Source organism: Actinomadura sp. ATCC 39365 (genome assembly GCF_054392275.1).
This window is the reverse complement of sequence record NZ_CP184335.1, coordinates 6,330,744-6,357,123: the sequence shown is the minus strand read 5'-3', so window position 1 is coordinate 6,357,123 and position 26,380 is coordinate 6,330,744. Positions and strand designations below refer to the sequence as shown.

General features: G+C 71.1%; 25 protein-coding genes. 9 read left to right on the top strand and 16 right to left on the bottom strand.

Going from position 1 to position 26,380, the window contains the following annotated elements:
• Positions 1–47: 47 nt before the first annotated feature.
• Together ACNF49_RS31030 and ACNF49_RS31025 are read right to left on the bottom strand one after the other, a co-directional pair.
• Positions 48–2,582, bottom strand: a complete 2,535-nt coding sequence (locus ACNF49_RS31030) for a tetratricopeptide repeat protein (RefSeq protein WP_482939759.1) — start codon at positions 2,580–2,582, stop codon at positions 48–50.
• Positions 2,579–2,926 (bottom strand): hypothetical protein, encoded by a 348-nt coding sequence (locus tag ACNF49_RS31025; protein ID WP_482939758.1) that lies wholly within the window; start codon positions 2,924–2,926, stop codon positions 2,579–2,581. Before ACNF49_RS31025 ends, ACNF49_RS31030 begins: the two co-directional genes overlap by 4 nt.
• A 380-nt stretch (positions 2,927–3,306) precedes the next feature.
• Here ACNF49_RS31025 and ACNF49_RS31020 point away from each other — a divergent pair, with 380 nt between their 5' ends.
• Together ACNF49_RS31020 and ACNF49_RS31015 are read left to right on the top strand one after the other, a co-directional pair.
• Positions 3,307–4,683, top strand: a complete 1,377-nt coding sequence (locus tag ACNF49_RS31020; RefSeq protein WP_482939757.1) for an MFS transporter — start codon at positions 3,307–3,309, stop codon at positions 4,681–4,683.
• 21 nt (positions 4,684–4,704) lie between these two features.
• Positions 4,705–5,553, top strand: a complete 849-nt coding sequence (locus tag ACNF49_RS31015) for an SDR family oxidoreductase (RefSeq protein WP_482939756.1) — start codon at positions 4,705–4,707, stop codon at positions 5,551–5,553.
• A gap of 24 nt (positions 5,554–5,577) precedes the next feature.
• Here ACNF49_RS31015 and ACNF49_RS31010 read toward each other — a convergent pair whose 3' ends face one another.
• Together ACNF49_RS31010 and ACNF49_RS31005 are read right to left on the bottom strand one after the other, a co-directional pair.
• A complete protein-coding gene (locus ACNF49_RS31010; protein ID WP_482939755.1) occupies positions 5,578–6,480 on the bottom strand; it encodes a phosphotransferase in 903 nt (300 codons plus the stop codon).
• A 90-nt stretch (positions 6,481–6,570) separates the two neighbouring features.
• On the bottom strand, positions 6,571–7,017 hold the full coding sequence (locus tag ACNF49_RS31005) for a hypothetical protein (protein WP_357987829.1): 447 nt from the start codon (positions 7,015–7,017) through the stop codon (positions 6,571–6,573).
• Between the two features lie 231 nt (positions 7,018–7,248).
• On the opposite strand from ACNF49_RS31005, the gene ACNF49_RS31000 reads away from it, so the two are divergent.
• A complete protein-coding gene (locus tag ACNF49_RS31000) occupies positions 7,249–8,190 on the top strand; it encodes a quinone oxidoreductase family protein (RefSeq protein ID WP_482939754.1) in 942 nt (313 codons plus the stop codon).
• 314 nt (positions 8,191–8,504) lie between these two features.
• Here the strand turns inward: ACNF49_RS31000 and ACNF49_RS30995 are convergent, their stop codons facing one another.
• From ACNF49_RS30995 to ACNF49_RS30985, 3 genes are all read right to left on the bottom strand, one after another.
• Positions 8,505–9,089 (bottom strand): TetR/AcrR family transcriptional regulator, encoded by a 585-nt coding sequence (locus ACNF49_RS30995; RefSeq protein WP_357987820.1) that lies wholly within the window; start codon positions 9,087–9,089, stop codon positions 8,505–8,507.
• Between the two features lie 26 nt (positions 9,090–9,115).
• Positions 9,116–10,642 (bottom strand): MFS transporter, encoded by a 1,527-nt coding sequence (locus ACNF49_RS30990; RefSeq protein WP_482939753.1) that lies wholly within the window; start codon positions 10,640–10,642, stop codon positions 9,116–9,118.
• Positions 10,643–10,717: 75 nt separating this feature from the next.
• Positions 10,718–11,725, bottom strand: coding sequence for a saccharopine dehydrogenase family protein (locus ACNF49_RS30985; RefSeq protein WP_482939752.1), 1,008 nt, complete (start codon positions 11,723–11,725; stop codon positions 10,718–10,720).
• A gap of 80 nt (positions 11,726–11,805) precedes the next feature.
• On the opposite strand from ACNF49_RS30985, the gene ACNF49_RS30980 reads away from it, so the two are divergent.
• Complete coding sequence (locus ACNF49_RS30980; protein WP_482939751.1) at positions 11,806–12,396, top strand: TetR/AcrR family transcriptional regulator; 591 nt, start codon at positions 11,806–11,808, stop codon at positions 12,394–12,396.
• Positions 12,397–12,510: 114 nt separating this feature from the next.
• Here ACNF49_RS30980 and ACNF49_RS30975 read toward each other — a convergent pair whose 3' ends face one another.
• The 6 genes from ACNF49_RS30975 to ACNF49_RS30950 all read right to left on the bottom strand — a co-directional run bounded on the left by ACNF49_RS30975 (position 12,511) and on the right by ACNF49_RS30950 (position 19,327).
• Complete coding sequence (locus ACNF49_RS30975; protein WP_482939750.1) at positions 12,511–15,111, bottom strand: C39 family peptidase; 2,601 nt, start codon at positions 15,109–15,111, stop codon at positions 12,511–12,513.
• A gap of 152 nt (positions 15,112–15,263) precedes the next feature.
• Positions 15,264–16,262: an AraC-like ligand-binding domain-containing protein gene (locus ACNF49_RS30970; RefSeq protein WP_482939749.1), complete on the bottom strand. Its 999-nt coding sequence runs from the start codon at positions 16,260–16,262 to the stop codon at positions 15,264–15,266.
• A gap of 72 nt (positions 16,263–16,334) precedes the next feature.
• A complete protein-coding gene (locus tag ACNF49_RS30965) occupies positions 16,335–17,300 on the bottom strand; it encodes a hypothetical protein (RefSeq protein WP_482939748.1) in 966 nt (321 codons plus the stop codon).
• A gap of 76 nt (positions 17,301–17,376) precedes the next feature.
• Positions 17,377–17,688 (bottom strand): hypothetical protein, encoded by a 312-nt coding sequence (locus tag ACNF49_RS30960; RefSeq protein WP_357987799.1) that lies wholly within the window; start codon positions 17,686–17,688, stop codon positions 17,377–17,379.
• Positions 17,685–18,296, bottom strand: coding sequence for an SDR family NAD(P)-dependent oxidoreductase (locus tag ACNF49_RS30955; protein WP_482939747.1), 612 nt, complete (start codon positions 18,294–18,296; stop codon positions 17,685–17,687). Before ACNF49_RS30955 ends, ACNF49_RS30960 begins: the two co-directional genes overlap by 4 nt.
• A 173-nt stretch (positions 18,297–18,469) precedes the next feature.
• Positions 18,470–19,327: a LysR family transcriptional regulator gene (locus ACNF49_RS30950; RefSeq protein ID WP_482939746.1), complete on the bottom strand. Its 858-nt coding sequence runs from the start codon at positions 19,325–19,327 to the stop codon at positions 18,470–18,472.
• A gap of 59 nt (positions 19,328–19,386) precedes the next feature.
• On the opposite strand from ACNF49_RS30950, the gene ACNF49_RS30945 reads away from it, so the two are divergent.
• Positions 19,387–20,205, top strand: coding sequence for an alpha/beta fold hydrolase (locus ACNF49_RS30945; protein ID WP_482939745.1), 819 nt, complete (start codon positions 19,387–19,389; stop codon positions 20,203–20,205).
• Positions 20,206–20,245: 40 nt separating this feature from the next.
• Here ACNF49_RS30945 and ACNF49_RS30940 read toward each other — a convergent pair whose 3' ends face one another.
• Positions 20,246–21,073 (bottom strand): alpha/beta fold hydrolase, encoded by an 828-nt coding sequence (locus ACNF49_RS30940; protein WP_482939744.1) that lies wholly within the window; start codon positions 21,071–21,073, stop codon positions 20,246–20,248.
• A gap of 85 nt (positions 21,074–21,158) precedes the next feature.
• Here ACNF49_RS30940 and ACNF49_RS30935 point away from each other — a divergent pair, with 85 nt between their 5' ends.
• Entirely contained in the window at positions 21,159–21,887 is a 729-nt protein-coding gene (locus tag ACNF49_RS30935; protein WP_357987784.1) for a TetR/AcrR family transcriptional regulator C-terminal domain-containing protein, read from the top strand.
• 32 nt (positions 21,888–21,919) lie between these two features.
• Here ACNF49_RS30935 and ACNF49_RS30930 read toward each other — a convergent pair whose 3' ends face one another.
• A complete protein-coding gene (locus tag ACNF49_RS30930; RefSeq protein ID WP_482939743.1) occupies positions 21,920–22,402 on the bottom strand; it encodes a MarR family winged helix-turn-helix transcriptional regulator in 483 nt (160 codons plus the stop codon).
• Between the two features lie 57 nt (positions 22,403–22,459).
• Here ACNF49_RS30930 and ACNF49_RS30925 point away from each other — a divergent pair, with 57 nt between their 5' ends.
• Positions 22,460–23,287, top strand: a complete 828-nt coding sequence (locus ACNF49_RS30925; protein ID WP_482939742.1) for an SDR family oxidoreductase — start codon at positions 22,460–22,462, stop codon at positions 23,285–23,287.
• Between the two features lie 185 nt (positions 23,288–23,472).
• Entirely contained in the window at positions 23,473–24,405 is a 933-nt protein-coding gene (locus ACNF49_RS30920) for a ferritin-like domain-containing protein (RefSeq protein ID WP_482939741.1), read from the top strand.
• A gap of 157 nt (positions 24,406–24,562) precedes the next feature.
• Here ACNF49_RS30920 and ACNF49_RS30915 read toward each other — a convergent pair whose 3' ends face one another.
• Positions 24,563–25,732 (bottom strand): hypothetical protein, encoded by a 1,170-nt coding sequence (locus tag ACNF49_RS30915; protein ID WP_482939740.1) that lies wholly within the window; start codon positions 25,730–25,732, stop codon positions 24,563–24,565.
• A 272-nt stretch (positions 25,733–26,004) separates the two neighbouring features.
• On the opposite strand from ACNF49_RS30915, the gene ACNF49_RS30910 reads away from it, so the two are divergent.
• On the top strand, positions 26,005–26,355 hold the full coding sequence (locus ACNF49_RS30910) for a RidA family protein (RefSeq protein ID WP_482939739.1): 351 nt from the start codon (positions 26,005–26,007) through the stop codon (positions 26,353–26,355).
• The last annotated feature ends 25 nt before the right edge of the window (positions 26,356–26,380 follow it).

Sequence of the window (26,380 nt, the reverse complement as noted above, 5' to 3'; positions counted from 1 at the left end):
CCGGCGAGGCAGGCCGCTCGGATGCCTCGCGGACCGGGATCCGTACGTCAACCGCCACCCGTCTCCGCCGCCTGCTCCGTCCAGTAGGCGAGTTGATCCCGAGTGGTCAAGGTATCGGGGTGTCCGGTGCCCTGAACGCGTTCGCGCACCTGGAGCAGGGCGGCGAACTGGTCGCGGGCGGCGGCCAGGTCACCCACCTCCCCCGTCCAGGCAGCCAGGTTGTGCCGGGCGGCCAGGGTGGCGGGGTGCTCTGCGCCCAGGATGCGCTCGAGGACGGGCAGCAGGGCCGTGTACTGGTCGAGTGCGGTGACCGCGTCCCCCGCCTCCCCCGTCCACCGGGCGAGGTTGTTGCGGGTGGCCAGGGTCGTGAGGTGTTCGGCGCCCAGGACGCGTTCCAGTACGGGGAGCAGGGCCGTGTGCTGGTCGAGTGCGGTGACCGCGTCCCCCGCCTCCCCCGTCCACCAGGCGAGGTTGTGCCGGGTGAGCAGGGTGGCGGGGTGCTCGGCACCCAGGACGCGTTCGCGCACCTCAAGCAGGGCGGCGAACTGGTCGCGGGCGGTGGCCGCGTCGCCCGTCTCGGCCGTCGACCGGGCGAGGTTGTGCCGCAGGGACACGGTGTCGGGGTGCTCGGCGCCAAGGACGCGTTCGAAGACGGGCAGCAGGGCCGTGTACTGGTCGAGTGCGGTGGTCGCGTCCCCCGCCTCACCTGTTCCCCGGACGAGGTTGTTCCGGGCGAGCAGGGTGTTGGGGTGCTCGGCGCCCAGGACACGTTCCAGGATGGGCAGCAGGGCGGCGAACTGGTCCCGGGCGGTGATCACATCCCCCGCCTCCCTTGTCCAGACAGCCAGGTTGTGGCGGGCGGTCAGGGTGTTGGGGTGCTCGGCGCCCAGGACGCGTTCGAGGACGGGGAGCAGGGCCGTGTACTGGTTGCGGGCGGTGGCCGCCTCCCCTGCCCCGCCCGTGAAGACGGCGAGGTTGTTCCGGGCGGCCAGGGTCTCGGGGTGCTCGGCGCCCAGGACGCGTTCGAGGACGGGCAGCAGGGCCGTGTACTGGTCGCGGGCGGTGACCGCGTCCCCCGCCTCCCCCGTCCACCAGGCGAGATTGTGCCGGGCGATCAGGGTGTCGGGATGTTCGGCGCCCAGCGTCGCCAGAGCGTGGGTGTGGATGGCCTCCTGCAGCTGGGCGGCGGTCGCGTAGTCGCCGCTGGCATCGAGGAAGTCGACCAGGCGGTGCAGGCCGGGGGCGCCGGCCGGCAACACGGCGCGAGCGTGTGGCAGGAGTGCTCGACAGGCGGGCCAGGTGCCGATCGTCCGCGGCTTGTCGGGGAGCGCGGCCTGGACCAGCTCCGCCGCACCGGCGCGGACCTGCTCACGTCGGTCGGGCGTGAGCCGGTGCAAGGTGACGGCCTGGACGAGCCGGTGGACGCTGACCAGGTCCTCCGGACGGCCGGGCACGAGTTCGACAGGGCTGGAGGTGAGGGTGATCAGGCTGTAGGACTCCAGCAGCGCCAGCGCCTCGCCGACCTGCAACGGGTCGGCCTCGGGCAGGCCGTCCAGGACGGAGCAGGGCAGGTTGTCGGGGGCGAAACAGGCCAGCAGGGTCAGCACGTCGATCGCGAACGGGTCGACGGCGGCGATGCGGGCGTGGCTGAGCGTCAGCACCTTGGCCACCACGCGCTCGGCGTCGACTCCGGCTGTCGCGGCGCCGTACATCCGGGCGGGGACGGTCGTCAGCAGCTCCAGGTAGGCGGCCAGGGTCATGCGGGGAGTGCGGGCGATGTAGGCGCCTGCCTGGGTCAGGGCGAGCGGCAGGTCCCCCAGCTGTGCGGCCAGCTCCTCCAGCCGGCCGGTGTCGGCGGAGTCCGGCGGGCCGACCAGGCCGGCCAGCAGGGCGATCGCGGCCGGGCGCGGCAACAGCTCCAGCCGGAACGGGGTGACGTTCAGGCGCTGCCAGCCGATGTCGCGGCGGGTGGTGATCAGCACATGGCCATGGGCCAGGCGGGCCAGGTACGGCTCGACGTCGGCGACGTCCTCGACGTTGTCGAGGACGACCAGCCAGCCGGGGTGGGCGGCCAGCCAGCTCAGCGCCCAGGCGGCGGCCTCCTCCACGGTGGCCTGCTCGGCGGCCACCGAATCGATGCCACAGGTCAGCGCCCGGGCCAGGGCGGCCAGTCCGGCGCGGATCCGGCCGGGGCCGTCGGCGTCGATCCACCACACCAGGTCGTGGTCTCGGCGATGGTGGTGGGCGTACTGCAGGGCCAGCTCGCTCTTGCCGACGCCGCCCAGACCGAGCACGGCCTGGGTGATCACGCCGGGTCCCTTGGCGTCCTGCAGCGTCCTGCGCAGGTCGGCCAGGGCTGCGTCCCGGCCGACGAAGGCGCCCGCGGGGCGGCGCGGCAGGCCCGACAGCCCGGCCGGGGCCGGCACCGTGCCGGCCCGGGGCAGGGGCCGCCGTGGGGCCTGCTGGGTGATCTGGGTGATGGTCTGGTCGCGAGCCGCCTGGTAGACCCGGCCCTGCTCCCGGGCGACGCCCTTCGTCCGGATGTCCAGCCGCTCTTCGGGGCCGTCTGGCAGGAGGGTCATCGTTCGTCGCTGGTCTGGTCGCCGCCTGCCTGGTACACCCGGCCCTGGCCCGAGGCGCGCGCCCGCATCCGCACGTTCCGCGCGCCGTCACCGGTCGAGACGACGCCGGAGCGGTCGCCGCGTCCGGCGACCACCAGGGCGGCCGCGCCCAGCGCCATGCCGGCGAACCTGCCGACCACGCCGGCCCGCTGGTCCAGCACCTGAAGCACCTGGGCAGGCACGTGCGGCGGATCGGCGAAGAACCACAGCACGCCGGCCGCCGGACAGTCCAGCCCGACGGCCGCGGTGATCGCCACGGCCCGCCGAAGCGGCGCACGTCCCACCCCCGACGACGACTTCGACATGCCTCCAGGGTGCCCCCGAACCGCCGTGAGCGGACCGGAAGTGGCGAAGGCGTTACCGGTCGGGTTGCATCGCGCTGGCATGGAGTGTTAGCGTCGCCGGCGTCCGGTTGATCACCTCCCGGGCTTTCTGCGTCCTGGCGATCCATCGGGAGCCTCGAGAACAGACGAACACCATGAAGGACCTTGATCGATAGTCCCGCACGCGGGTGGATCAGGGTTGAGAGGGCCGAAAAGGCCGGTTCGCGTCAGGTTCATGCCTGGCCAAGCCCATCTCCATCGCCCGTTCAGGGTCGATGTTCTTCCGTTCGTTCGCGGGCTCCGCTGGAGCCTGCTTCCTGATCGCTAGGATCTTCGTGACCTCCCGTTCTTCCGTACCTGTCGTGACCGTGTCGGCCGGCGCCACCACAGTCGTCGTCCTCCTGATGGCAGCGGTCTTCCTGTCCCTGCTCGACTCCCAGATCGTCGCCACGGCGTTGCCCCGCATCGTCGCCGACCTCGGTGGCCTGGACCGGTTCGCCTGGGTCACCACCGGTTACCTCATCGCCGGCAGCGTCGCCGTGCCCGTCTACGGCAAGCTCGGTGACCTGTACGGCCGCAAACGCGTCTTCCTCGTCTCGATCCTGGTCTTCCTGGCCGGATCGGTCGCCTGCGGCCTGGCCCGGACCATGACCCAGCTGATCGTTTTCCGCGTCGTCCAGGGCATCGGCAGCGGCGGCCTGTTCATCTCGGTGCTGTCCATCCTCGGCGAGATGTTCACTCCTCGGCAGGGCGCCCGCTACTACGGCTGGTTCTCCCTGACCTTCGGCGCCGCGTCCCTGACCGGCCCCACCATCGGCGGTCTGCTCACCGGCCTGGCCGGCTGGCGCTCGATCTTCCTGGTCAACCTGCCCCTCGGGGCACTCGTCGTCGCCGTCGTCGCGATCCGGCTGCACCTGCCCGCCCGGCGCCGGCAGGCCCGCGTCGACTGTCTCGGCGTCATCCTCCTGGCCGCCGCGATCGTCGCGGTGAACCTGCTCACCACCTGGGCCGGCACCGCCTACGCCTGGACCTCCCCGGTCACGCTCGGCCTGGCCGCCGCCTGCGTGCTGTCGCCGGTGCTGTTCGTGCTCGCCCAGCGTCGCGCGGCGGACCCGGTCATCCCCTTGCGCCTGTTCCGCGATCGCACGTTCTCCGTCGCCGTGGCGGTCGGCTTCATCGCCGGGTTCCTCGGCCTCGGCATCGTCAACTACCTGGTGCTCTGGCTGCAGGCCGTCCTGTCCATCAGCGTCCAGACCTCCGGGTACCTGCTCACCGCGATGATGCTCGGGGTCGTCCTCACGTCCTACGCCTCCACCAAGCTGATCGCCCGCACGGGCTCCTACCGTCGCCATCCCGTCGCGAGCATGGTCCTGTTCGCGCTGGCCGGGCTGCTGTGCGCGGTCGTCGACGCGGGCCCGGTCCTCGCCACCGTCCTCCTGCTGCTGTTCGGCATCGCCGGCGGGCTCAACTCCCAGGCCCTGAGCCTGGCCGCCCGCAATGCCGCCCGTCGTGACGACATCGGCGCCGTCCAGGGCACCGCCGCCATGGCCCGGCAGACGGGTACCGCGCTCGGCGCCTCCTTCTTCGCCGCGCTCGTGACCGGCAACCTTCCGGCCCAGCCCGGCCCGGCCGCCTACGCCGACGCGCTGCACCTGGTCTTCCTCGCCGTCATCCCGATCGCGCTGATCGGGCTGGCCCTGTCCCTGCTCCTCCCCGACGTCGAGCTCTCCCGTTCCTGAACCACGCGGAAAGGACCTCTCATGTTGCTCATCACCGGTGCCACCGGCACTGTCGGCTCCGAACTCCTCGCCCTGCTCGCCGGCCGGAACGTCCCTGTCCGGGCCATGACCCGCGATCCCGCCAAGGCCGCGTTCCCCGCCGGCGTCGAGGTCGCCACCGGCGACCTCGACCGGCCGGACACTCTCGACGCCGCCCTCGACGGCGTCGAGAAGGTCTTCGTCCTGCCGCCCGGCTACGGCCCCGACGGCCCCGTCCAGGAACGCAACCTGGTCGCCGCGGCGGCCCGGGCCGGGGTCTCCCATCTGGTCAAACTGTCCACCAGCGGCGTAACCTTCGGCGCCACCGACCCCATCACCACCGGACATCGGCTCGGCGAACAGGTCGTCACGGACTCCGGCCTGGCGTGGACGCTGTTGCGCCCCGGCACCTTCATGGCCTACCTGTACGGCTACGCCCCCACCATCGCCGCCGAGCACACCATGTACGTCACCGAAGGCGATCCCGTCTCCGCGATGATCCATCCCCGGGACCTCGCCGCCGTCGCCGCGCACGTCCTCACCACGCCGGGCCACGACGGCCGGGCCTACACCCTCACCGGCGGCCAGGCCCTCTCACCCCGGGATCAGGCCGACGTCATCGGCCAGATCCTCGACCGGCCGATCAAGCTCGTCGAACGCAGTCCAGCAGAAGCCAAGGCGGAGTTCGACCGCCTCGGCTGGTCGGGGCCTCGTCTGGAGGCGCTGCTGGAGCTCAAACGCCAATCGGCCGCCTGGGACCGGCAGATCTTCGACACCGTCGAAAGGCTCACCGGCCGGCCGCCGCTGACCCTCCACGACTGGGTCCGCGAGAACGTCCACATCTTCCGGTGACGGGATCACCCCTGCGCGGGCCCGTCAAACGCCCTTCAGCACACGATCAAGTGCCGCCCGGCCCGCGGGTCCCCAGTTCGGCTTGCCGCCGGGAAGGCCCCGATCTCCGTTCTGCCCCATGAGCATCAGGAAGAGGCTCTTCATGGCGGCCAGCCCGCGGGCGCGCCGGATCGCCGCCTCGTCCGCATGCCCGTACGCGTCGAAGAACCGGGCGGCCGTGCCCGCGGGGAGCAGCACCCATGCGGCGGCGAGGTCCCACGCCGGATCGCCGGCGAACAGGGAACCGAAGTCGACGACGCCCGCGAGCGTTCCGTCCGAGACGACGACGTTCGCGGGATGGAGGTCGCCGTGCACCCACACCGGCGGGCCCTCCCATTCGGGGGCGGCGACCGCATCGGCCCACACGGCACGGACGGCGCCGACATCGCCGACGGCGTCGGGGTCGACGGCCTGCAGGAACTGCTCGAATCCGCTCGTGCACCTCTTGGGGTGAGCGCCGAGGTCCGCACTGGCCGGGGCCTCGGCGGGCGCCTCCGCATGAAGCGCCCTGAGGAAACCCGCCAGCGTGTCGGCCGCGTGGGCGCCCCTGCTGATCGAGCCGTGGTCCAGCGGCTCACCGGGGACCCACGTCATCACGGTCCAGTGCTTGGGAAAGCGCCCGGACGGTTCGCCGGACCGCACAGGGACCGGCACCGGCAGCGGCAGGCGCGGGGCCAGCACGGGTAGCCACCGCCGCTCCTTGAGCTGGAACTCCGGTGTGGGGTCCATACGCTGCATGCGCACGGCCAACTCGTCCCCGAGGCGCCACATCTGGTTGCCCCAGCCACCCGCCACCTCTCGGACGGCCAGCCCGGCAAGGTCGGGATGTTGCTCCCGCAGCAAGTCACGGACCAGGTCGGCGGTGATCTCGATCTCAGTGTCGGTCATGCGAAGCCACAGTACCGAGGCGGCAGGCGGAGCGGCTCTCGCTCTGACAGAGCAACCTGGCGGACCTCCCCTGGCGGGAAGGCTGCCCGCTCAGTCGATGCGCTGGCAGATCGTCACCGGGAGACGCGGCGACCAGGTGCGGGTGGCCTCGTCGTAGGCCTGCGCGTAGCCGTTCTTGCTTCCGGAGCAGGGGGCGGCGACGGTCGTCTCCACGTAGATGGCGCCGCCGGGCGTGACGGGGTGCGTGCGGGCGATCACCCACCTGGAGAACTTCGTGACGCCGTTGTTGAACTTGACGGTCAGGAAGACGCGGCGGTCGACGGTGAAATTGCCGCCGGCGACCTTGAGGTGGTCGTTGAAGGTGTAGGTGAACAGGAAGGAGCGCGCCCGCGCGAGATCCTGGACATGGCTGGTGTTGTCGAGGTCGGAAGGCGAGGTCGGTGACGCGTTCGCCGCGTTGCTCATGGCCGGGACGGTCAGGGCGATGGTCGCGGCGGTGGCGGTCAGGCCGAACAGGGTGCGCAGGCTGCGGTTCATCGGAACCTCCTGTTGTATGGGGACTTGACCACCATTGAGCGGCAGGCCGCCTGCAACGCGCTTTCAATCCTCCGGACACGGCGAAGGCCCCCTCGCGCGCCGCTCCGCTGTCCACCGCCACCAGCAGGCGAAGGTCGGCCACGGGATGCATGAAGAACCTTCATGCATCCCGCCTCATCCACAAATCCCACCCGCTACCTGCGCGACCGTGCGGCTCCTAGCGTTCACGGCATGAGAGCGATGATTGCTGAACGCCTTGGCGAACCCGATGTCCTGACCCCCGCCGACCTTCCCGACCCGGCGCCGGGCCCCGGCCAGATCCTCCTTGACGTCGAGGCCGCCGGTCTCAACTTCGCCGACGCCGAACGCCTGCGCGGCACCTACTTGCCGCCACAACTGCCGTTCATCCCCGGCGGCGAGGTCGTCGGCCGCGCCCCGGACGGTCGCCGCATGCTCGCCTTCGCCGGCGCCGCCTTCGCCACCAAGGCGCTGGTGAAGGATCCGGTCGAGATCCCCGAGGACCTCCACGCGGGCGCCGCGCTCGCGCTCCTGGTCCAGGGCTTGACCGCCTGGCACCTGCTGCGTACGGCCGCGCGGGTCCGCCCCGGCGAAACCGTCGTCGTGAACGCCGCCGCCGGAGGCGTCGGCCACCTGGCGATCCAACTGGCCAAGGAGTTCGGCGCCGGACGGGTCATCGGCACCGCCTCCACCCCTGACAAACGTGCCCTGGTCCGCCGGCTCGGCGCCGACGCCGCCATCCCCGGCGAGGCCGCCGGCTACGCCGAGCGCGTCCGCGAAGCCGGCGGCGGCGCCCTCGCCGACGTGATCCTCGACGCCGTCGGCGGCCCCGTCTTCGAGGCGGCCCCTCATGCGCTGGCCCCCTTCGGCCGCCTGATCGCCTACGGCACCTCCGGCGGGATCGACGCCGCCCCCATCGACCCCGGGATCCTGAGCGAGCGCAACATCGCCGTCGGCGGCTACTGGCTGGGCGCCCACCTGCGCCTGCCCGGCAGTCGCGCCGCCGCGCCACTCCACGACCTGCTCGCCCTGGCCGCCGCGGGACGCGTCCATCCCCTGGTGGGCGCCGAATACCCGCTCGACCAGGCCGCCGCCGCCCTCACCGCGCTGACCACCCGCCGCACCACCGGCAAGGTGATCCTCCGCATGACGTGAAGCCCTTCTGCAACGGTTGCCGCTCAGCCGCCAAGCGGCTCGGCGGGCTCGCCTGAGCGCGACACGAAGGAGTCGAACACCAATGAACAAGCCCGCATTCACCGCCGGTCTGAACATCGCCATGGAGATCCCCAAGGCGCAGTACGAGGCCACCGTCGCCTTCTACCGCGACACCCTGGGTTTCGAGGTCAAGGAGGATGACGTCTCCTACACTCCGACCGTCTCAAGAACTCATTCGGTGCGGTTCGGCCCCAATACGCTGTGGCTCGACTGTGTAGACGACTACAGCCGGAGGCACCCCCTCGGCCACCGGCTCAGTTGCGGACGGCTCGTTGCAGGACGGCTTGGATGTGATCCGGGTCGGCGGGCACGTTGTCGAGGAGGATCGCGGTGCACAGCCCGTCGGAGGCCGCGACCAGGGCGGCGATGGCCGCGGGGTCGTCGGTCAGCGTGGTGGCGAGTTCGGCGATGTTCTGCCGCCAGCGTCGTGCCACGGGTCGCAGTGCGGGGCGGCGGGCGGCCAGGGTCGCCAGCTCGCGTTCGGCCAGGGCGCGTTCACGTCCGGAGCCGGCGGACTCGGCGATGAGGTGGGCCAGGCCGCTGAGCTTGTCGCCGGGTTTGTCGATGATGTCGCGGATGCGGGCGGTGTAGGCGTCGGCGACCGTCGTGAGGGCGGCGACGAGCAGGTCGTCGAGGGTGGCGAAGTAGTAGGTGCTCAGGGACGTCGTGGTGCCGGCCTGCTTGGCGACCGTGCGATGGGTGACGCCGGCCGCGCCGTCGCGGGTGACCACGGCAAGGGTGGCCTCGATGATTTCCGCGCGCCGCCTCTCGCCACGCGCGCGGCGTCCGTCGACGTGCTCGTTGTCGTCGGCGGTGTCGTCCTTGCTGCTCCTCGGCACGACGCCCAGGATAGTCGGACCATCGTTCAAACGCCGGTGTCGCGGTTCCGCGTCTCCCCGAGCGCGGGCACGTGACGCAGCATGCCGAGACACAGCGCCGTGGCGACGGCGATGGCGACCCCCGCGACCAGGGAAGCGACGTTGAGTCCGCTGGTGAAGGCCTGCCGGGCCGCCTCGACGGTCCCGGCCGGAAGGCTGTCGGTGATCGCCACGGTCGCGTTCAGGCTGTCGGTGAGGGCGCCGGAGCTCTCCGGCGTCATACCTTCGGGCACCGTCACCCGAGTGCGGTAGACGGCGGTGGTGAGGCTGCCGAGCAGGGCGACGCCGATGGCGATGCCGAGTTCCTGGACCGTCTCGGAGATCGACGCCGCCGACCCGGACCGCGCTGCCGGCACCGCGCCCACCACCATGTCGGTGCCCAGGGCGGCGAGGGCGCCCAGCCCCAGATAGACGAACGTGAAGCCGACCGCCACGGGCACCTCGTCGTCGAGCCCCGCGGTGGCGAGCAGCGCGTAGCCGGCGAGGGACGCCCCGAGAGCGGCGCCCATGACCGAGCCGGGGCGGAAGCGCCGGGCGACCAGCGGAGCACCGATGGCGGCGGCGAACATCGCCAGAGCCGGCGGTCCCATCCAGAGCCCCGCTTCGAAGGGCGTGAGCCCCTCGACGAGCTGGAGGTACTGCGTGACCAGGTACATCGAGCCCCCGACTCCGACCAGGCCGATGAGCAGCACGCCCAGGGCCACGACGAAGGCCCGGTTGCCGAACAGCGCCACGTCCAGCAGCGGATCAGGGAGGCGGCGTTGGCGGCGTACGAACACGATCGCGGCCAGAACGCCCGCCACGGCACAGACGAGGGCCGGGCCGCCGGGCCCGTCGGAGGCGATGTGCTTGACGGCGTAGATGACCGGCAGGATCGCCGCCAGGGACAGGCCCACGCTGACCAGGTCGATCCGGCCGCTGGACGGCGCCGCGTACTCGGGGAGCAGGGCGCGCGCCCCGGCCAGGACGACGAGGGCGACGGGCACCGCCGCCAGGAACGGCGCTCCCCACCAGAAGGAGTCCACCAGGGCTCCGCCCACGATCGGCCCGGCGGCCATGCCGAGCGCGAACATCGTGGCCCAGACCCCGATTGCGACCGCGCGCTGACGCGCGTCGGGGAACATGTTCGAGATCAGCGACAGCGTGGAGGGCATGAGCGTCGCCCCGGCCACCCCCAGCAGGGCTCGCGCGAGGATCAGCAGCTCGGCCGTGGGGGCGAACGCGGCGAACACCGAGACCGCGGCGAAGGCGATCATCCCGGCCTTCAGCAACCGGCGCCGCCCGATCCGGTCGCCCAGCGTGCCCATGGTGATGAGGAACCCGGCGACGAGGAACCCGTAGGCGTCCATGATCCACAGCAGTTGGGTGGCCGACGGTGACAGGTCGGCCGCCATGCTCGGCGCCACCAGGTACAGGACGGTCACGTCCAGCCCCAGCAGCACCGTCGGCAGGGCCAGCAGTCCCAGGCCCGCCCACTGGCGCGTCCCTGCCCGCGTGAACTGTTGCTGCGTCATGACGTCCCCTTCGCTCTCATCATGTTGAACGTTAGTACAACTTGTACGAACGTTCAACATAATGGAGGTGGCAGGTCAGTGATCGCCGTGCGTGCCGGTGAAGGACGCGCCGATCTCCGCCATCCGCTCGGCCGCGTAGCCGGGGTCGAGCAACGCCTCGGGGGTGTGCAGGCCGGGCGGCACGGGGCCGCCGCGCAGGCCGAGCAGGCGCTCGACGCCGAGGGCGACGCCGAGCGCCGTCAGGGGGCGCTGCCCCTCCGGATGGAAGAGGTAGCGGCTCGTCCTGAGTGGCGCGCCCGCGCGGTCCACGCCTTCGAGGTCGATCCTGACCGCCGCGGACGCCGGACCGCCGCGCCGCCTGCCCGCCGATTCACCGACCGCGAACGCGAAGCGCACGTTGGGCGCGCCCGTCGCGAGGGCCAGGCTCGGCACGTCGAGGATGGGGACGATCCGGCCGGGCAACACGGTGCCGTCGATGTCGGTGACCTCCACCTCCATGTCGGGGCCGCCGATCCAGCGGAAGACGCCGTCGCGGCGGACGTGCCCCGCCGAGGCGGCGGCCAGCAGGCGTTCCATGTCCGCGATGGCCGCGGGGCCGCCGCTGTCCTGTTCGTCCAGCACGCCGCTGACCTCGATGGTGTCGAGCCGGTCGAACTCCCTGGCCAGGCCGAGCACCGCGAGAACGACGAGCCCCGCGTACCAGTGGCCGGCCAGCAGGATCGGCGCCGCGCCGGCCCGCAGTCCGGCTGCGACGGCCTCGGGGCCGACGTCGACCAGGCCGCTGGAGATGGCGACGTACGGCAGGCCGCGGTCCTGCGCGTAACGCAGTCCGTTCAGGTGGCTGTCCCACACCGCTGCCACGACCGCCGAGTGACCGCCGGTCCCCGGGAGGCCGAGGTCGCCTCGGCGCAGGTCGATGGTCGCGGCTGTCGCGCCGCCGAGCTCGTCGGCGACCCGCCGGGCGCGGCCGAGATCGCGGCCCGCGATCGTCAGCGGCAACTCCGGGTACCACCGGCGCAGCAGGGCCGCGGTGCCCGCGCCCGCCTGGCCGGATCCACCCATGATCAGTACGGAGTGTTCCACGGTGATTCCCTCTCCCGCTAACCTACATTCTGTAACTTACATTTTGTAGCTTAAGCTGGGAGGCGACGCAAGGGAGGACGATGTCCACGGGATCGACTCGCCTGTCCAAGCCGGCCAGGCGGGAGCAGCTGCTCGACACCGCCATGACGATCGTGCGCGCCCACGGCACCGACAGCCTCACGCTGCTCAGCCTGGCGGAGGCCGCCGGGGTCAGCAGGCCGGTCGTCTACGACCACTTCGGCACCCGTCCCGGCCTGCTGATCGCGCTCTACCGGCGGCTCGACGAACGACACCGGGCCGCCTCCGAGAAGGCTCTGCGCGACGCCCCGGCCGTCCCCCGCGAGATCGCGCGCGTCCTGAGCGCCGCCTACTTCGCCTGCGCCACCGACATGCCGGAGTGGACCGCCGTCTCGGCTGCGCTCAAGGGGAGCCAGGAGATGGAGGCGATCGAGCGCGAGCTGCTCGACGGCTACACGGACCTGATGGCCACCGCCCTGCGGCCGTACTCCGGGCTCACGCGGGAAGCCCTCCGGCTGCGCTGCGTCGGCGTGCTGGGCGCGGCCGAGGCGATCGCCGCGGAGCTGAACCGGGGGCGTGCCACCGTCGCCACGGCCATCGCGGCGCTGACGGACCTGACCGTCGGCAGCATCGACGCCGCCACTCAGGACTGACGCTGTCTCAGGGGCAGCTTGACCGTGAGCGTGGGGCCGGTCAGCGCGGTGGTGCACGAGCCGCGCGCCGGGAGATGGTGATCCCGGCGCGCTTCAGGGGCTGCCCGCGTCAGGTCACGGGTTGGCCTTCGGGGTGATCAGGTGCAGCAGACCCGGCGTCATGGCGTTGCGCATGGCGTAGACCATCTGGTCGATCGTCATGTAGTGGTGCCTGGCCTCCTGCGGGTCCCACACCCGGAACCGGTACGTCTGGCCGCCGCCGCTCGTCGGCAGGGTGGAGAAGCCGTGGATGACCACGTAGTGCCGCAGCAGGCCGTTGTTGACGTTGACCCAGGGCAGGTAGTCGGACTTGGCGAGCAGGATGGAGGGCTGGCTCTTGGTCGTCAGCGACCACCACACCGCGCTGAAGGTGTTGGCGATGGCCACAGCGTTGTCCTCGTCGGTGTTGCGCAGGTAGTTCTGGTTGTAGGTGTAGCCGACGATCGTGTTGCCGTAGTGGGCCATGTTGGTGGGCAGGGTGCCGAGCTGGCTGGTGCCGACCTCGTCGGCGATCTCCCGCTGGGAGGGCACGGGATCGGCGCCGGTGGTGGACAGCACCGCCTGCATCGCCGCCGGCCCGCAGAAGGTGTTGTTCTCCTGGGCCGCGCCGCGGAAGCGCAGGTCACCGACGTTGCGGTTCTGGGTGTCGCCGTTGAAGGCGTAGGCGACGCTCAACTCCACCGCTCCGATGAACTGGGGACGCCAGGCCGTGGCGCACGACCGTACCGAGTCCAGCAGGGCCGATTCGCAGCGCACCTCCACGCTGGAGCCCGATCCCGGCAGGTCGGACAGTCGCAGGTTCAGGTGCGCGCGGGTGACGGTCGGCCTGGCCGGGAAGACGTAGGCCACGCCGCGCACCTCCTCCCAGCCACGCTCCTTGCGGAACTCCAGGCAGGTCATGTTCCAGCCGCCGCCGGGCACGGTGTCGAGCCTGGTGGTGCAGTTCTCCTTGTCCGGCTCTTCGTCGCCGGGGCCGCCGGACCGCTCCCAGACCGTGGAGGAGTCGGCCAGCGGCGAGACCACCGCGTAGATCGGCGAGCCGTGCCCGCCGGGGTGGGCGCCGTACGGGGAGAAGGAGGTGACCTTCGTGACCGCGTTGCCGTAGTTGCCCTCGATGGTGGTGATCAGTCCGTTGCCGTCCACCTCCACCACCACGCCGACGTGGGTGCTGTTGCCCGCACTCGTGCCGTACAGCACCAGGTCGCCCGGCCGGATGTCGCTGAGCGAGCGCAACGTGCCGCGGCTCTTGCCCCACCAGTAGAAGTCGCCGCTGTAGGGCAGGAACACGTCGATGCCGGCGTGCCGCCACGTCCAGCTCGCGAACATGCTGCACCAGGCCCAGCCGCACTTGACCGAGCCGCCCGAGCCGTAGGGGTTGCAGTTGTCGCCCCACTCGGCGACGCCGAGCTGGCTGTAGGCGGCCCGCACGATCTGGTCGCGCACGTTGCCGCGGTCGACGGTGCCGCTGCCCGGAGGCATCGGCGTGCCGGGGTTGCCCGTGCCGCCACCGCCGCCCGCGGGCTTGGGGTCGTTGTCGCAGCGCGGCAGGACGATGTCGGACGAGCCGGTCTTGACGTAGTAGTCGGCCACCCACAGCCCGTCGGAGGTCTTGTCCCAGACGGCCGAGCCGCCGTAGTTGAACTCACCGTAGGCCTGGCAGACGATCGCGATGTAGCTGTTGCCGGCGTACCTGTCCTCCTCGCGGGCCGAGCTCAGGCTCTTGCCGTGGTAGCCGTTGAGCGTGGTGCGCACCAGGTAGCGGTTGCCGCCGCCGCCCGAGGGGCCGTCGTTGTCGCAGCGGTTCATGACGATGTCGGTGGAGCCGGTGCGCACGTAGTAGTCGGCCACCCACAGCCCGTCGACGGTCTTGTCCCAGACGGTGGAGCCGCCGTAGTTCGTCTCGCCGTAGGCCTGGCAGACGATGGTGATGTAGCTCTCCTCGGAGTACTTGTCCTCCTCGCGGGCCGAGCCCAGGCTCTTGCCGTGGTAGCCGTTGAGCGTGGTCCGGATCGGGAACTGGCGGCCGCCGCCCGGCTGCGTGCCGCCGCCGCCCGGGATGCCGAGCGAGGAGCAGGAGGGCATGCCGGGGATCCAGCCGGTGGTGCCGGTGCTGATGTGGACGTCGGGCACCCACAGACCCTGGGAGGTGTAGTCCCACAGCGTGCTGCCGTTGACGGCGCCGCCGTAGTCCTGGCACTTGATGAGGATCTGGCTGTCCCGCATGTAGGCGTCGATCCGTACCCGGTCGTCGGGGTTGGCGCTGCCCCTGCCGTCCAGGTCGACCTTGACCCGGTACGGTCCGTGCAGCGAGCCCTTGTTCGCGTAGCCGTCGATCCCGATGGACAAGCAGCGGGGGACGTCGGGCAGGAAGCCGTCGATCCCGGTGCGCACGTAGGTGTCGGGCACCCACACCTTCTTGGTGGTGTAGTCCCAGACGGCGCTCCCGCCGACCGCCGGACCGGTGTCCTGGCAGACGATGGTGACGTCGGCGTCGGCGAGGTAGGCGTCGGTGCTGACGCGGTCGTCCGGGTCCATGCTGCCCCGGCCGTCGATGTCGACCTTCGCCTTGAACGGCCCCGCGTCCGCCACCGCAGTGGTGGCGCTGACCAGTGACAACGGCCAGATGACCGACAAGGCGAGCATGATCGTCACTAACTTGCGAAGAACGTGTCCCATACGCGCGAAACTCCCTGGGTGGCGAGGAACGATGCACGATCACGGGGCATGCTGATCATCGTCGCCGTGGCGGCCGACCTCGCTCATCGCCCACGCCCCCGACAGCTTGCTACGGCGGCGCGCCGCGGTCGTTAGCGTGAGACGCAGACTTTCTACGCACCAGGCGCACCCTGCGGCTCCCGCAGCGCCGTCACGCTGTGGCGGTAGTGCCTGGGCGACATCCCGTACGCCGCGCGGAAGGACCGGCTGAAGTCGGCGGCACGCGGGAACCCCCAGCGGGCCGCGACGGCCTGGATCGACAGCGTGCGCAGCCGCGGGTCGGCCAGGTCGGCGCGGCAGTGTTCGAGGCGCCGCCGTCTGATCCAGTCGGTCAGGGTGGTGCCCTGACGTTGGAAGAGCACCTGCAGGTGACGCACGGAGATGTGGTGACGGGCCGCGACGACCCCGGGCCCCAGTCGGGCGTCGCCCAGATTGTGCTCGACGAACGCGCAGATCTGCGCCATGAGGCTCTGGTCCCGGGTCTCGGGCGCCAGCCGGTGCTGGGCGTTCAGCCGGTGGGCCAGGAAGGCCAGGGCCAGGTCCAGGGTGGTCGCGCCCAGCCGCGTGGCGTCCTGGGGGGACATGGCGGGAACCTCGCGCACCAGGGTCCTGAGGTAGGTGGCGAGCACAGCGCTCAGCCCGCCGGTGGCGGGCATCCTGCGCGACAGGAGGCCGTCGACCTGCCGTTCGGGCAGCGGCAGCCCGGCGCGCGGCAGGTGCATGATGATGGCCTGCGCCTGGTGCGGCCCGTCGAAGGCGCCACCGTCGTAGGGGCGCGAGGTCTGCCACATCACCAGGTCGCCGGCGGTCATCCGGGTGTCGTCCCGGTTCTGGCAGATCCACATCTCGCCGCCCACGATCAGCGTCAGCTCGTACGCCTCGGGGTCGGAACGGCGGATCAGCGCCGGGGTCCGCGCCGACGTGAGCGCCGGGAAGGAGGTGGTGGTGAGCTGGACGACGCCCAGGTCGATGACTCCGGCGGTGGCACGGAAGTCGGCCATGTGCTCGCTCGTGATGCGGGTGGGCCCCACATCCCGGCTGATCATGTCGCACCACCAGCCGAATCGTTCCTCGGCCGGCAGGTCCGTGCTCTTCAGGACGACGAAGCTCATCCGCGCACCCCCATCACTGGACGACCACAGGCTCCCATGATCGACCAACGACGAAGAGCCGGCGGCTCCGGGTCAGACGGCGGTACCGGGCGGGGACTTGAGCAGCGGCGCGGCCTCGTCGAGGTAGCCGCCACGGCGTTGCCGCAACGCGCCGGCCGCCATGCGGATGAGGTCGATGTTGACCCCGGCGGCGCCACTGGGGTCGTGCACCTTCAACTTCACGTCCAGGGACACCGTGGTCTCGCCCCAGGCCTGGGCCTCGATGTTGATGTGCGCCACCTTGTGCGACTTCAGGTGCGGAAGGTATCCCAGCGGAGCGGCCTGCACCCGGCCGGGCGCTTCGCTCTCCGAGGCGAGGGCGTTGAGCTTGGAGCGCATCTTGCTGTCGCCGTTCTCGGCCAGGTTACGGAAGTCCTCGGTGCCGCCCAGATTGACCTGGTAGGAGCTGGTGAGGGCGAGCCCGCGCTCCTTCAGCAGCCGCAGCAGGGCGTGATGCACGATCGAGGTGCCGAACTGGCTGGTCAGGTCGTCGCCCAACAGCGGCAGTCCAGCCGTGACGAAGCGGTCCAGCAGCCGGGGGTCGCGGGCCACCGGATCAGAGGTGGTGTTGACGAACGCCGCTCCCGCCCGCAAAGCCGCCTCCGCGTACGCGCGCGCCGTCTCCTGCCGGCCGCTGGGAGCGGCGTACAGCACGACCTCCGCTCCGGCGAGCTCCCCGGCCACCCGGTCCGCCTCGGCGTCGTCGGCGGTGTCGGTGATCCCCCGGCACACCGTGACGCCGGAGGGCGGCAGCTCACCGGTGATCTGCGGATAGTTGTTGGGCGGCAGGAAGATCGCCTCGGACAGGTCCCGCCCGATCTTCTCCGCCGAGGTGGCGAAGGCCGCCACGAAGTCGACATCGCCCACGCCCAGCCCCTCCAGCACCGGCCGGCGGAGCCCGGCCACGCTCCCCGAGGCGCGGTACAGCGCTATCCCCTGCACCAGCGCGGACACGTTGTTACCGACGCCGACCACGGCGACCTGCACTCTTTCGATCATGAACGCAAGGCTACGACCGCCCGCCCGACGACGCCGGGGCGGGCCCGCGCGACGGCCTTCGCCTGAGCGCCGCCGGCTAACAGTAGTAGATGCCGACCCCCGGCCTGCTCCAGCGCTTGTTGCCGTAGTCCCAGTCGGTCGTGTGGTTGCCCAGGAGGGTCTGGGGGCCGGCGTCGAACCAGTAGGGGATGTCCACGCAGACGTTCTTGACCTCGGTGCAGTAGTTGTTCAGCCGCACCCAGTAGTCGCCGTTCGAGTCGGTCCACCACCTCTCGTGTTCGACGTTGCAGGCGCTCTGGGCCGCGTTCGCGGAGGCGGAGCCGCCCGGGACCACGGCGAAGGCGGCCAGCGCCCCCATGGCGACGACGAGTTTGATCTTGCTGATCACGGTGTGCTTCCTCCCGTGGAATCGAGTGGGATGTCTGCCCTGAGGCGATCGAGGCCGGTCGCGCTTCTCTGTCGATTCGAGCGGTGGAGCCCGGCGACGTCGCAGGTCATCAGGGCGACGACTCTCAGCTTGGGTGGCTGCTGAATTGTCTGGAACCCCGCTTCGCCACGCCAGGCAAACCCGATCGCGGCGCCGTCGTCGGCCGTGCGGGTGACGAGGATGCCCCGTTCCCGGAGGTCCTTGGCGTACTGCACGGTCAAGGAGTTGAGCGCGGTCTTCGAGCGCGGGTACGCCGCGTGCCCCGCCAGCCGGGACATGTAATGATCCGGATCGGTCATGTAGGCGAGCGACCCGACACCGCTGGACACGTTGACGACGCGGGCCGCCGCCGATCGCGACAGCAGCGGCAGCATGGCGTCGGTCACCGCGATCACACCGAAGAAGTTGGTCTCGAACACCCGCCTGACCAGGTCGAGGTCGGCGACGACCTGGTCTGCGTACCCGTCACCGACGCCGAGCCCACCACCCTCATCCTCGCCTGGCCACAGGGACACCGAACGTCCGCACTCGCGGCCTTCGTCAGCACCGCAACCACCGTCGCGGCCCACCGGCAGCTCAAGCAGCCACGCCGCGGGTGAATGTCATGGCGGGTCAAGGCCGGCGCCCCGCTCACCGAGCAGGCCCAGAGCCATCTGATCCACCTCCAGCCGGCCGCGCTCGAACTCGCCTCCCTCCCGGCGTGACGAGTGCCGCCACCTCGAACGCTGCGACAACGAGCAGGTCAGCCGGGCTCGGCCAGGGCGAGGAAGGCTCGTACGGCGGGCCCGCAGTCGCTCGGCGACAGGACGGCCAGGGCGAGCGTCCGGGTGAGGCGCGGTTCGAGCGGCCTGGTCGTGACCGGCCCGAGCTCGGACGGCAGGCCGAGCGTGGGCACGATGCTGACGCCCAGGCCCGCGGCCACCATTTCGAGGATGGCCGATTGGCCGCCGGCCTCGTAGGCGACGTCGAGCTGGGCGCCGGCCTGGCGTGCCGCCTCGGTGATGAGCGGACGGCAACCCGCCGTGGTGAGGATGAACGGCTGCCCGGCCAGGTCGGTGATGTGGACGGTCTCCTGCCCGGCCAGGCGGTGGCCGGCCGGCACCACGGCGACCATCTCGTGCGTGCTGAGCGGGATCGTGTGCAGGCCGGGAGCCGGGAGCGTGACCACGCCGACCTCGGCCGCGCCCCCTTGCAGCCAGCCGCGGACGTCGTCGTCGGCCCCCTCGAACAGACGTACCTGGACCTGGGGGTGACGATCGGTGAAGATCCGCAACCGGCGGGCGATGAGGGTGCCGGTCGCGCTGGGCAGGCTGGCCAGCCGGAGCGGCCCGGTGACCTCACCGGCGGCGGCTGCCACCTCCCCGCGGATCAGGTCGAAGTGGCGCAGAGCCTCGCGAGCACGGAGGTGGGCGCGCCGTCCGGCCTCGGTGAGGGCGATGCCGTCGGTGTGCCGGACGAACAGGGGGGCGCCGAGCTCGCGTTCGAGACTGGCGACGGCGCGGCTGACAGCGGGCTGTGACATGCCGAGCAGGTCCGCCGCCGCGGTGAATCCGCCCTGCTCGGCCACCGCGATCAGCGCTCGGAGCTGCGTCAACGTCATGGGGCCATACCCTAAGTGGTATTTGACCGGCATTGGTGCATTCCCCGATGGTTATGGCCATGTCCACACGCATGACGATCGACGTCGACGGCCGCGCGGCCAGTTATCTGACGGCGGGCGAGCACGGCCCGCAGGTCCTGTTGCTCCACGGCACGTACTGGAGCCGTGTCTGGCTGCCGGTGCTCGACGACCTGGCCGCGGCCGGGTTGCGGCCGGTCGCCGTCGACCTCCCCGGCCTGGGCCGCTCGGAAGGGGAGCTGACGCTGGAGACGGCCACCGTGCCCGCACTGGCCGCCTGGGTGGCGCGCTTCGCGGCGGCGCTCGGCATGGACGCGCCCGCGGGCGTGGCCGGGCACGACATCGGCGGCGCGGTCGCTCAGCACCTGCTGACCGGCGGCGAGCTGACGGTTCCCCGGCTGGCGCTGGTCAACTCGGTGACCTACGACTCCTGGCCGGTGCCCGGCGTGGCGCGCTACCGAGACCCGGCCGTGGTCGCCGCCACCACCGTGGAGGACCTGCTCGCCGCCCGGCGCGTGGCCGTCACCACCGCCTTGGCCCGGCCTGTCGCCGAGGGAGAGATGGACGACTACCTCGACCCGTGGCGCGAAGCACGCGTGGGGCGGTCCTGGATGGCGCTGGCCGGCGCCGCCGACAGCCGCTACACCCTCGACCTCATGCCTGCCCTGCTCGCCTGCGACGTGCCGAAGCTGCTGGTGTGGGGCGAGGACGACACCTTCCAGCGGGTCGGCTACGCGCAGCGGTTCGCCGACGAGGTGCCGAACACCACGCTGGTGCGGGTCGCGAAGGCCGGTCACATCCCCATGGAGAACGACCCCGCGCCGGTCGCCCGCACGCTGGCCACGTTCTTCCTGGCTTGACGGGCCCCCGTCCGGCGCGGTCATGGCGCTTCCGGGGCGGTCAGGCGCCGGACCACAGGGCGGCGAGCAGCGCGTTCAGCCGCTCCGGCGCCTCGACGTGCGGGTAGTGGGCGCTGCCCGGCACCTGCTCGTGCCGGGCGCCGATCCGCTCGGCCGTGACCCGTGCGCAGGCCATGAGAGGGACGCCGCCGCGCTCCCGGTACGGCCCGGGTGCGTCCTTCCAGGTGCCCGAGACGACCAGCTTGGGGAAGGACGCCGCCCGCAGCGCCGGCAGCGGGAGGCCCGCCTCCCAGCAGACGCGTTCACGCAGTGCCGTGGCGGCCGCACGCAACCGCCGATCGCCCGTGCCGGGCTCCGGCATGCCGGTCGAGCCGGCGGCGGCCCGCAGCCACTCCTCGGGCGTCAGGTCGGGAAGGTCGGCGTAGGCGGCACGGTTGGCGCGCAGCGCCTCGGCCACCTCGGGATGGTCGGCGGCCGCCTGGTAGCAGCCTGGCTCGACCAAGGTGAGCGAGCGCACCGCCTCCGGCCTGCGCGCCGCCGCGATCATGGCGCCGATGGCGCCGTAGGAGTGGCCGACCAGGTGGGCGCCCGCGCCGAGGAGTTCGGCGACGTCGTCGGCGTCGGCCAGGTAGTCGCCGGGGAACCTGTCCCCGGCGTCCGGGCTGCCGCCGTAGCCCCGGCGGTCCATCAGGAGCAGACGGAACCGGCCGGCCAGCGGGCGTTGCGCCGCGAACCCGTACACGGGGTCGTCGCCCCAGCTCGTGGAGCCGTGCACGAAGACCGCCGGCGGCCCGGACTCGGGGCCGAGCGCGGTCACGTGCACGTCGCCCGGCAGCGGGCCGTTCGCGCGGAACATCAGAGCGGGCATCCGGCGTCTCCTTATACAACGTTTAACAGTCTTGAACGTTGTATAAGGGAGTCGAAGGCGAGGTCAAGGCGGGTAGGGTGATCGCGTGCCGTCGTCAGAGTCCTCCGGCGGGTCGGTGTGGCTGCGTCCCGAGCGGCCGCCACGCGACCGCCAGCTCACCCGCGAGCGGATCGTCGACGTGGCGGTCGCCGTCCTCGACGCCGAGGGTCACCGGGGGCTGTCGATGCGCCGCGTCGCCACCGAGCTGGGGGTGACCGCCGGGTCGCTGTACTGGTACGTCCACACCAAAGACGACCTGCTGGAGCTGGCCCTCGACCGCGTGCTGGCCGAGGTGCGCGCCGGCTCCGGCACGTCCGGCTGGCGGGACGCCCTGGCGGCGCTGGCCCGCAGCAACCGCGCCATGCTGCTGCGCCACCGGTGGGCCCTGTCCGAGCTGACCGTCAGGCCCAACCTCGGCCCCAACGCGCTCGCCCTGGCCGAGACCGGGTTGCGCCTGCTGGAGCGCGCCGGGTTCGCCGGCTCCGACCTCGACGCCGCCATGGCCGCCGTCAACGACCACGTGGTCGGCGCGGTCATCGCGGAGGTCGCCTGGCGCGACACGCTGGCCCGCATGAGCGGGACCGGGTCCGGCTGGGACGAGCAGGCGGCCGAGTACCTGCGCCAGGTCGCCGAACGCCACCCGACGCTGGCCGGCCGGATGGCCGCCACGGGCGAGATCGACGTCGAACGCGAGAGCGAGCGGCGCTTCGCGTTCGGCCTCGACTGCCTCCTGGACGGCCTCGCCACCCGCTGCGCGACCGCCTCCCCCTCATAGCGCGGGAGCGCGGTCCCGCCGCCGACCGTACGTCACCAGTTGCGCACCTCGTGCGCCCACGCGATCAGCCCCGCCACGAACCCCTGCCGGTCCGACGGCGAGAGGTTGTCCAGGACGCGCAGCAGCGGCGCGGCACGCAGGGCGACGAACCCCTCGACCATGGCCCGCTGGTCAGGGGCCAGCGACACCAGGGTGCGGCGGCGGTCGGCCGGATCCTCCCGGCGTTCGACCAGGCCGGCCCGGCTGAGGTCGCCGACCAGCTCGCTCGCGGTCGGCAGCGACATGCCCATCCTGTCGGCCAGCTCGCTCACGCTGAGCGCCGACTCGACGGTCAGCTGCGGGATGACCGCGCCGTGCCTCCCGGTGAGCCCGTGGCTGCGGAAGATCTCCCGCAGCCGGTCCGGCATCTCGGCCTGGGCTCGCCGGAAGTACGCCTCCACCAGGGGTACGAAGCCGAGGGCTTCCCTGACCTCCTCGTGCCGCGGCAGTCGCGGGGGCGAAATGGGGTCCGTCACGGTCACAGGTTACAGTCCCCATATCCAAATAGTTCGGATATCCGAAGTGAGGTAGACGTGATTCTGGTGACAGGCGCCACGGGGAACGTCGGGCGTCATCTGGTGGAGCTGCTGCTCGGGGCGGGCGAGCAGGTCCGGGCGATCAGCCGCAACCCTGAACGGGCCGGCCTGCCCGACGGCGTGGAGGTGGTCAGAGCCGACATGTCGCGGGCGGACGACCTGCGGGCCGCGTTGCAGGGGGCGGACCGCGCGTTCCTGCTCCCGGCCGGCGGCCAGGTGGACGGCTTCCTGCGCGAGGCCGCGAGGGCCGGCCTCGGGCACGTGGTGCTGCTGTCCGCGCTGGCGGTGACCATGAAGCAGGCCGGCGTGCTGGGCAGCGCCCACGCCGAGTACGAGCGGGCCGTGGCCGGGTCGGGGCTGCCGTGGACGTTCCTGCGTCCTGGCGCGTTCATGGCGAACGACCTGCGGTGGGCGCCCGGCGTCCAGAACGGCGGCGTGGTACGCGCTCCGTTCGCCGAGGCCGCCACCGCGCCGATCGACGAACGGGACATCGCGGCGGTGGCCGCGCGGACGCTGCTCGACGACGGGCACCCGGGCAGGGCCTACGAGCTGAGCGGTCCCGCCTCGCTGACGACGGCCGAGCGGGTACGGATCCTCGGCGAGGTCCTGGGCCGCGACCTGCGCCTGGAGGAACTGTCTCCCGAGCAGGCCCGCGAGCAGATGATCGCGCACACCCCCGCGGCGGTCGTGGACTCGATGCTCACGCTGTTCGCCTCGTTCGTCGGCAGGGCTGCGGACGTGTCACCGGTCGTGCGGGAGCTGACCGGCGCCGCGCCGCACACCTACGCCGACTGGGCGGCCCGCAACGCCGCGGCGTTCGGCTGACGAAGCACCCCGGCCTGTCCAGGTTCGGCAAAACAATGCTGACGCATGCACCCGAATGAACCCGGGAAAAATCCCGGCGTCTGAGAAAAATGTGGACGCGGCGCCGGGACCGGCGAAAATGCGCGGTCCCGGTGAACCGAGAGTGGCGTTGTGCGATGAGCCCGATGACGACGGGGACTTCTCCCATGAAGACGCTCAGAGAGTACGTCGAGGCGCGAATTCTCTCGCCGGATGACCTCAAAGGCGCTCTGCAACTCGCGATGCGGCTGGAGTTCGCCACGATCCCGCCGTATCTGTGCGCCGAGTGGTCGGTCAGGCACGATCCGGACCACACCCGGAACGTCGTCCACCAGGTGGTGATCCAGGAGATGCACCATTTCGCGCTGGCGGGGAACCTGCTGACCGCGGTAGGGGGCACGCCGTCCATCGCCCACGCGGACTTCCTGCCCGTCTACCCGGCGAACGAGCTGCCCGGCGGCATCGCGCAGGAGCTACCGGTCGATCTCAAGCCGCTGAACAAGGACCAGCTTGCGGTGTTCATGCAGATCGAGCATCCGGACTTTCCTCCGGTCGCCCTCCTGGACACGACGCCGCCGCCGACGATCGGCGCCTTCTACGACACGATCATCGAGACGTTCCAGGAGACCGAGCCGCCGATCGACCAGGACGCGCTCGCGGTGGAGGTCCCCCTCGCGCCGCCGATCCGGACCGTCGAGGACGCGATCGCGGCGATCGACCGGATCAAGCGCGAAGGGGAAGGCGTTCCCGGCTCGCCCGACGTCCCCACCAGCGAGGGGACGAACCACGCGCACTACTACCTGTTCAAGGAGCTGTTCGTCCAGAAGCGGCTGGTCAAGGTCGACGGGGTGTGGAGTTTCAGTGGCGCGCCGATCACCCTGCCGGACGTGCACGACTTCATGCCCTCGACGGCGGCGCCGGACCTGTCGCTGGAGTTCCGGCGCACTCTGAGCGGCCTGCTGACCAGCCTGGAGTCCTGCTGGACGACGCCGGGCACCGAACCGGACCTGTCGGCGATGTTCGACCTGCGATCAACCGGCCAGGACCTCATCGAACAGGGCATCCGCCCGGACTTCACCTGGCTGGACCCGTCGCAATAGCGCTCGCCCGGAGGCGGTGGCATCCACCTCCGATGACGGAGAGCGTTCCAGGACCGTCGACCGGACAAACCGCTCACCCCGGCGTCGAGCCCGCCGAAGGGCGGCGGCGCCACCCGCGGTCTGGGGAGAAATTCGGGGCGAACGCCCAGTGGTGAGGTCAGCGGTTGAAGTCGCGGGCCGTCACGCTCCCAAGTCCGTTACTCCCGTTCTTTGACAGGTAGACGGTCATCCCTTCGTCGTGGAGGTTGATCCAGCCGCCACCCTGACCGTAGGGGGCGTCCTTCGCGCGTACGGAGTCGGCGTACACGACACCGCTGGTGGTGGCCGTCCCGCCCTGGTACACCTGCAGCCCGAACCTGGGGAAGGCGATCCGTCCGTCGTCGGCGCTTCTGCCCTGCACCCATGCGGTGTGGACGCCGTTGACGTCGGCCTTGTCGGCGAACACGGTGCCCGGGTCGTTGGAACTGCCTGTGCTCCAGACTTTCACCCCGCCGGGGAGGAAGGTGATGCTTCCCTCGCCCTTGGACGATCCCTCCAACCGCGGGGTGCTGACGCCATCGATGGCGGTGAGGGTTCGCAGGATGGGATTGCGCACCTGAACGGTGGTGGTGAACGTGTGCCGCTGGGTGCCGAAGCTGGCGATGAGGGTGTAGGTGGTGTCGCGCTCCGGGGCGTCGTCCAGCACCAAGGAGTACGGGCCATGCGACCCGGCATGCTTGACCTTGGGAACAGGCTTCCGGCCACCCGGGTGAAGGATCTCGTATGTGAAGTCGTCGGATCCCTCCCAGTTCAGGGTGACCTTCGTTCCGGCGTCCACCACGACGTTGTCCGCGAGGAAGCCGTACGGCGCCGGTATCTCCTTCGGCGCGGTCTTCACCACCGCCACCGCCGTGTCACTGTTGCGCCGGCCCCCACTCTTGCTTCTGCCGGCGGCCTCGGTCACCCGCAGCACGGCCAGCCCGGGTTCGGGGGCGACAGTGACGTTCTCCAGCGTCACCACCATGTGGTCACCGGGACCGAAACTGATGGCGCTGCCCTGATCGCTGACCTGGAATGCGAAGCTCTGCGCCTGGACGGTCACCGAACGGGTGCGGCCGCTCTTGATGTCGGTGTGCTCGCCCTTGGCGGTGATCGTGGTGAAGTCGTCGGTGAGGTGGCCGGCGCCGGTGCCGACGGGAACCGTCACCTTGATCGTGGAGTACGCCGTCTGCCCGGTGTTCGTGACGAGCAGGTACACCGTCCCGGTGGACTTGGACTGCCGCCCGGCCTCTGACGCAGCCAAGGGTGCCGGGTCCGTGATGATGGTGTAGGTCAGCAGCATGGTCAAGGTCGCGACTCCTTCTCTTGTCTCCTAGGTGATCCAAACGTCAAGGTGAAGGGCGCGACAAGAGTGCTCAAGGTGGCTATAACGGGACGCTTCGGCAATACCCTCAGCACCTTGACATGCGGTAGGTGCATGATCCGGAACTGTCCGTAACCCGCACCGCGTCACTCGGGTCGAACAGGGCCTCATGTACGTTCAGAGGGCGGTCGGACCACAGCACTTCGCCCCGACCAGGCCGGGCCGGAAACCTGTGGCGGGACGAAGGATCCTTTGACATGGTGGCCACTGCACCCGCCGGATCTCGCCTGATCTTCCTTGCCGGGGCCTGCCCGCTGAACAAGGATGGATCCACGGCGGCGGTCGGAGACTACGCAGGTCAGGCAGCGAAGGCGCTCGAAAACATGCAGACCGCCCTGACGGACTCCGGTGCATCCCTGCATGACATCATCAGCACCAGGGTTCTCGTGGCGTCCAGCAGGCAGCAGGACCTGGGGGCCGCCTGGGGGGTGGTCCGGGCCTTCTTCGGAGATCACGACGCTCCCAGCACGTTGATGGGCGTCACAGTGCTGGGCTATGAAGATCAACTCGTGGAGATCGAAGCCATCGCCGCTGTGCTCGACTCCTGAGGCGGCGACCAACCGAACCCTGCGG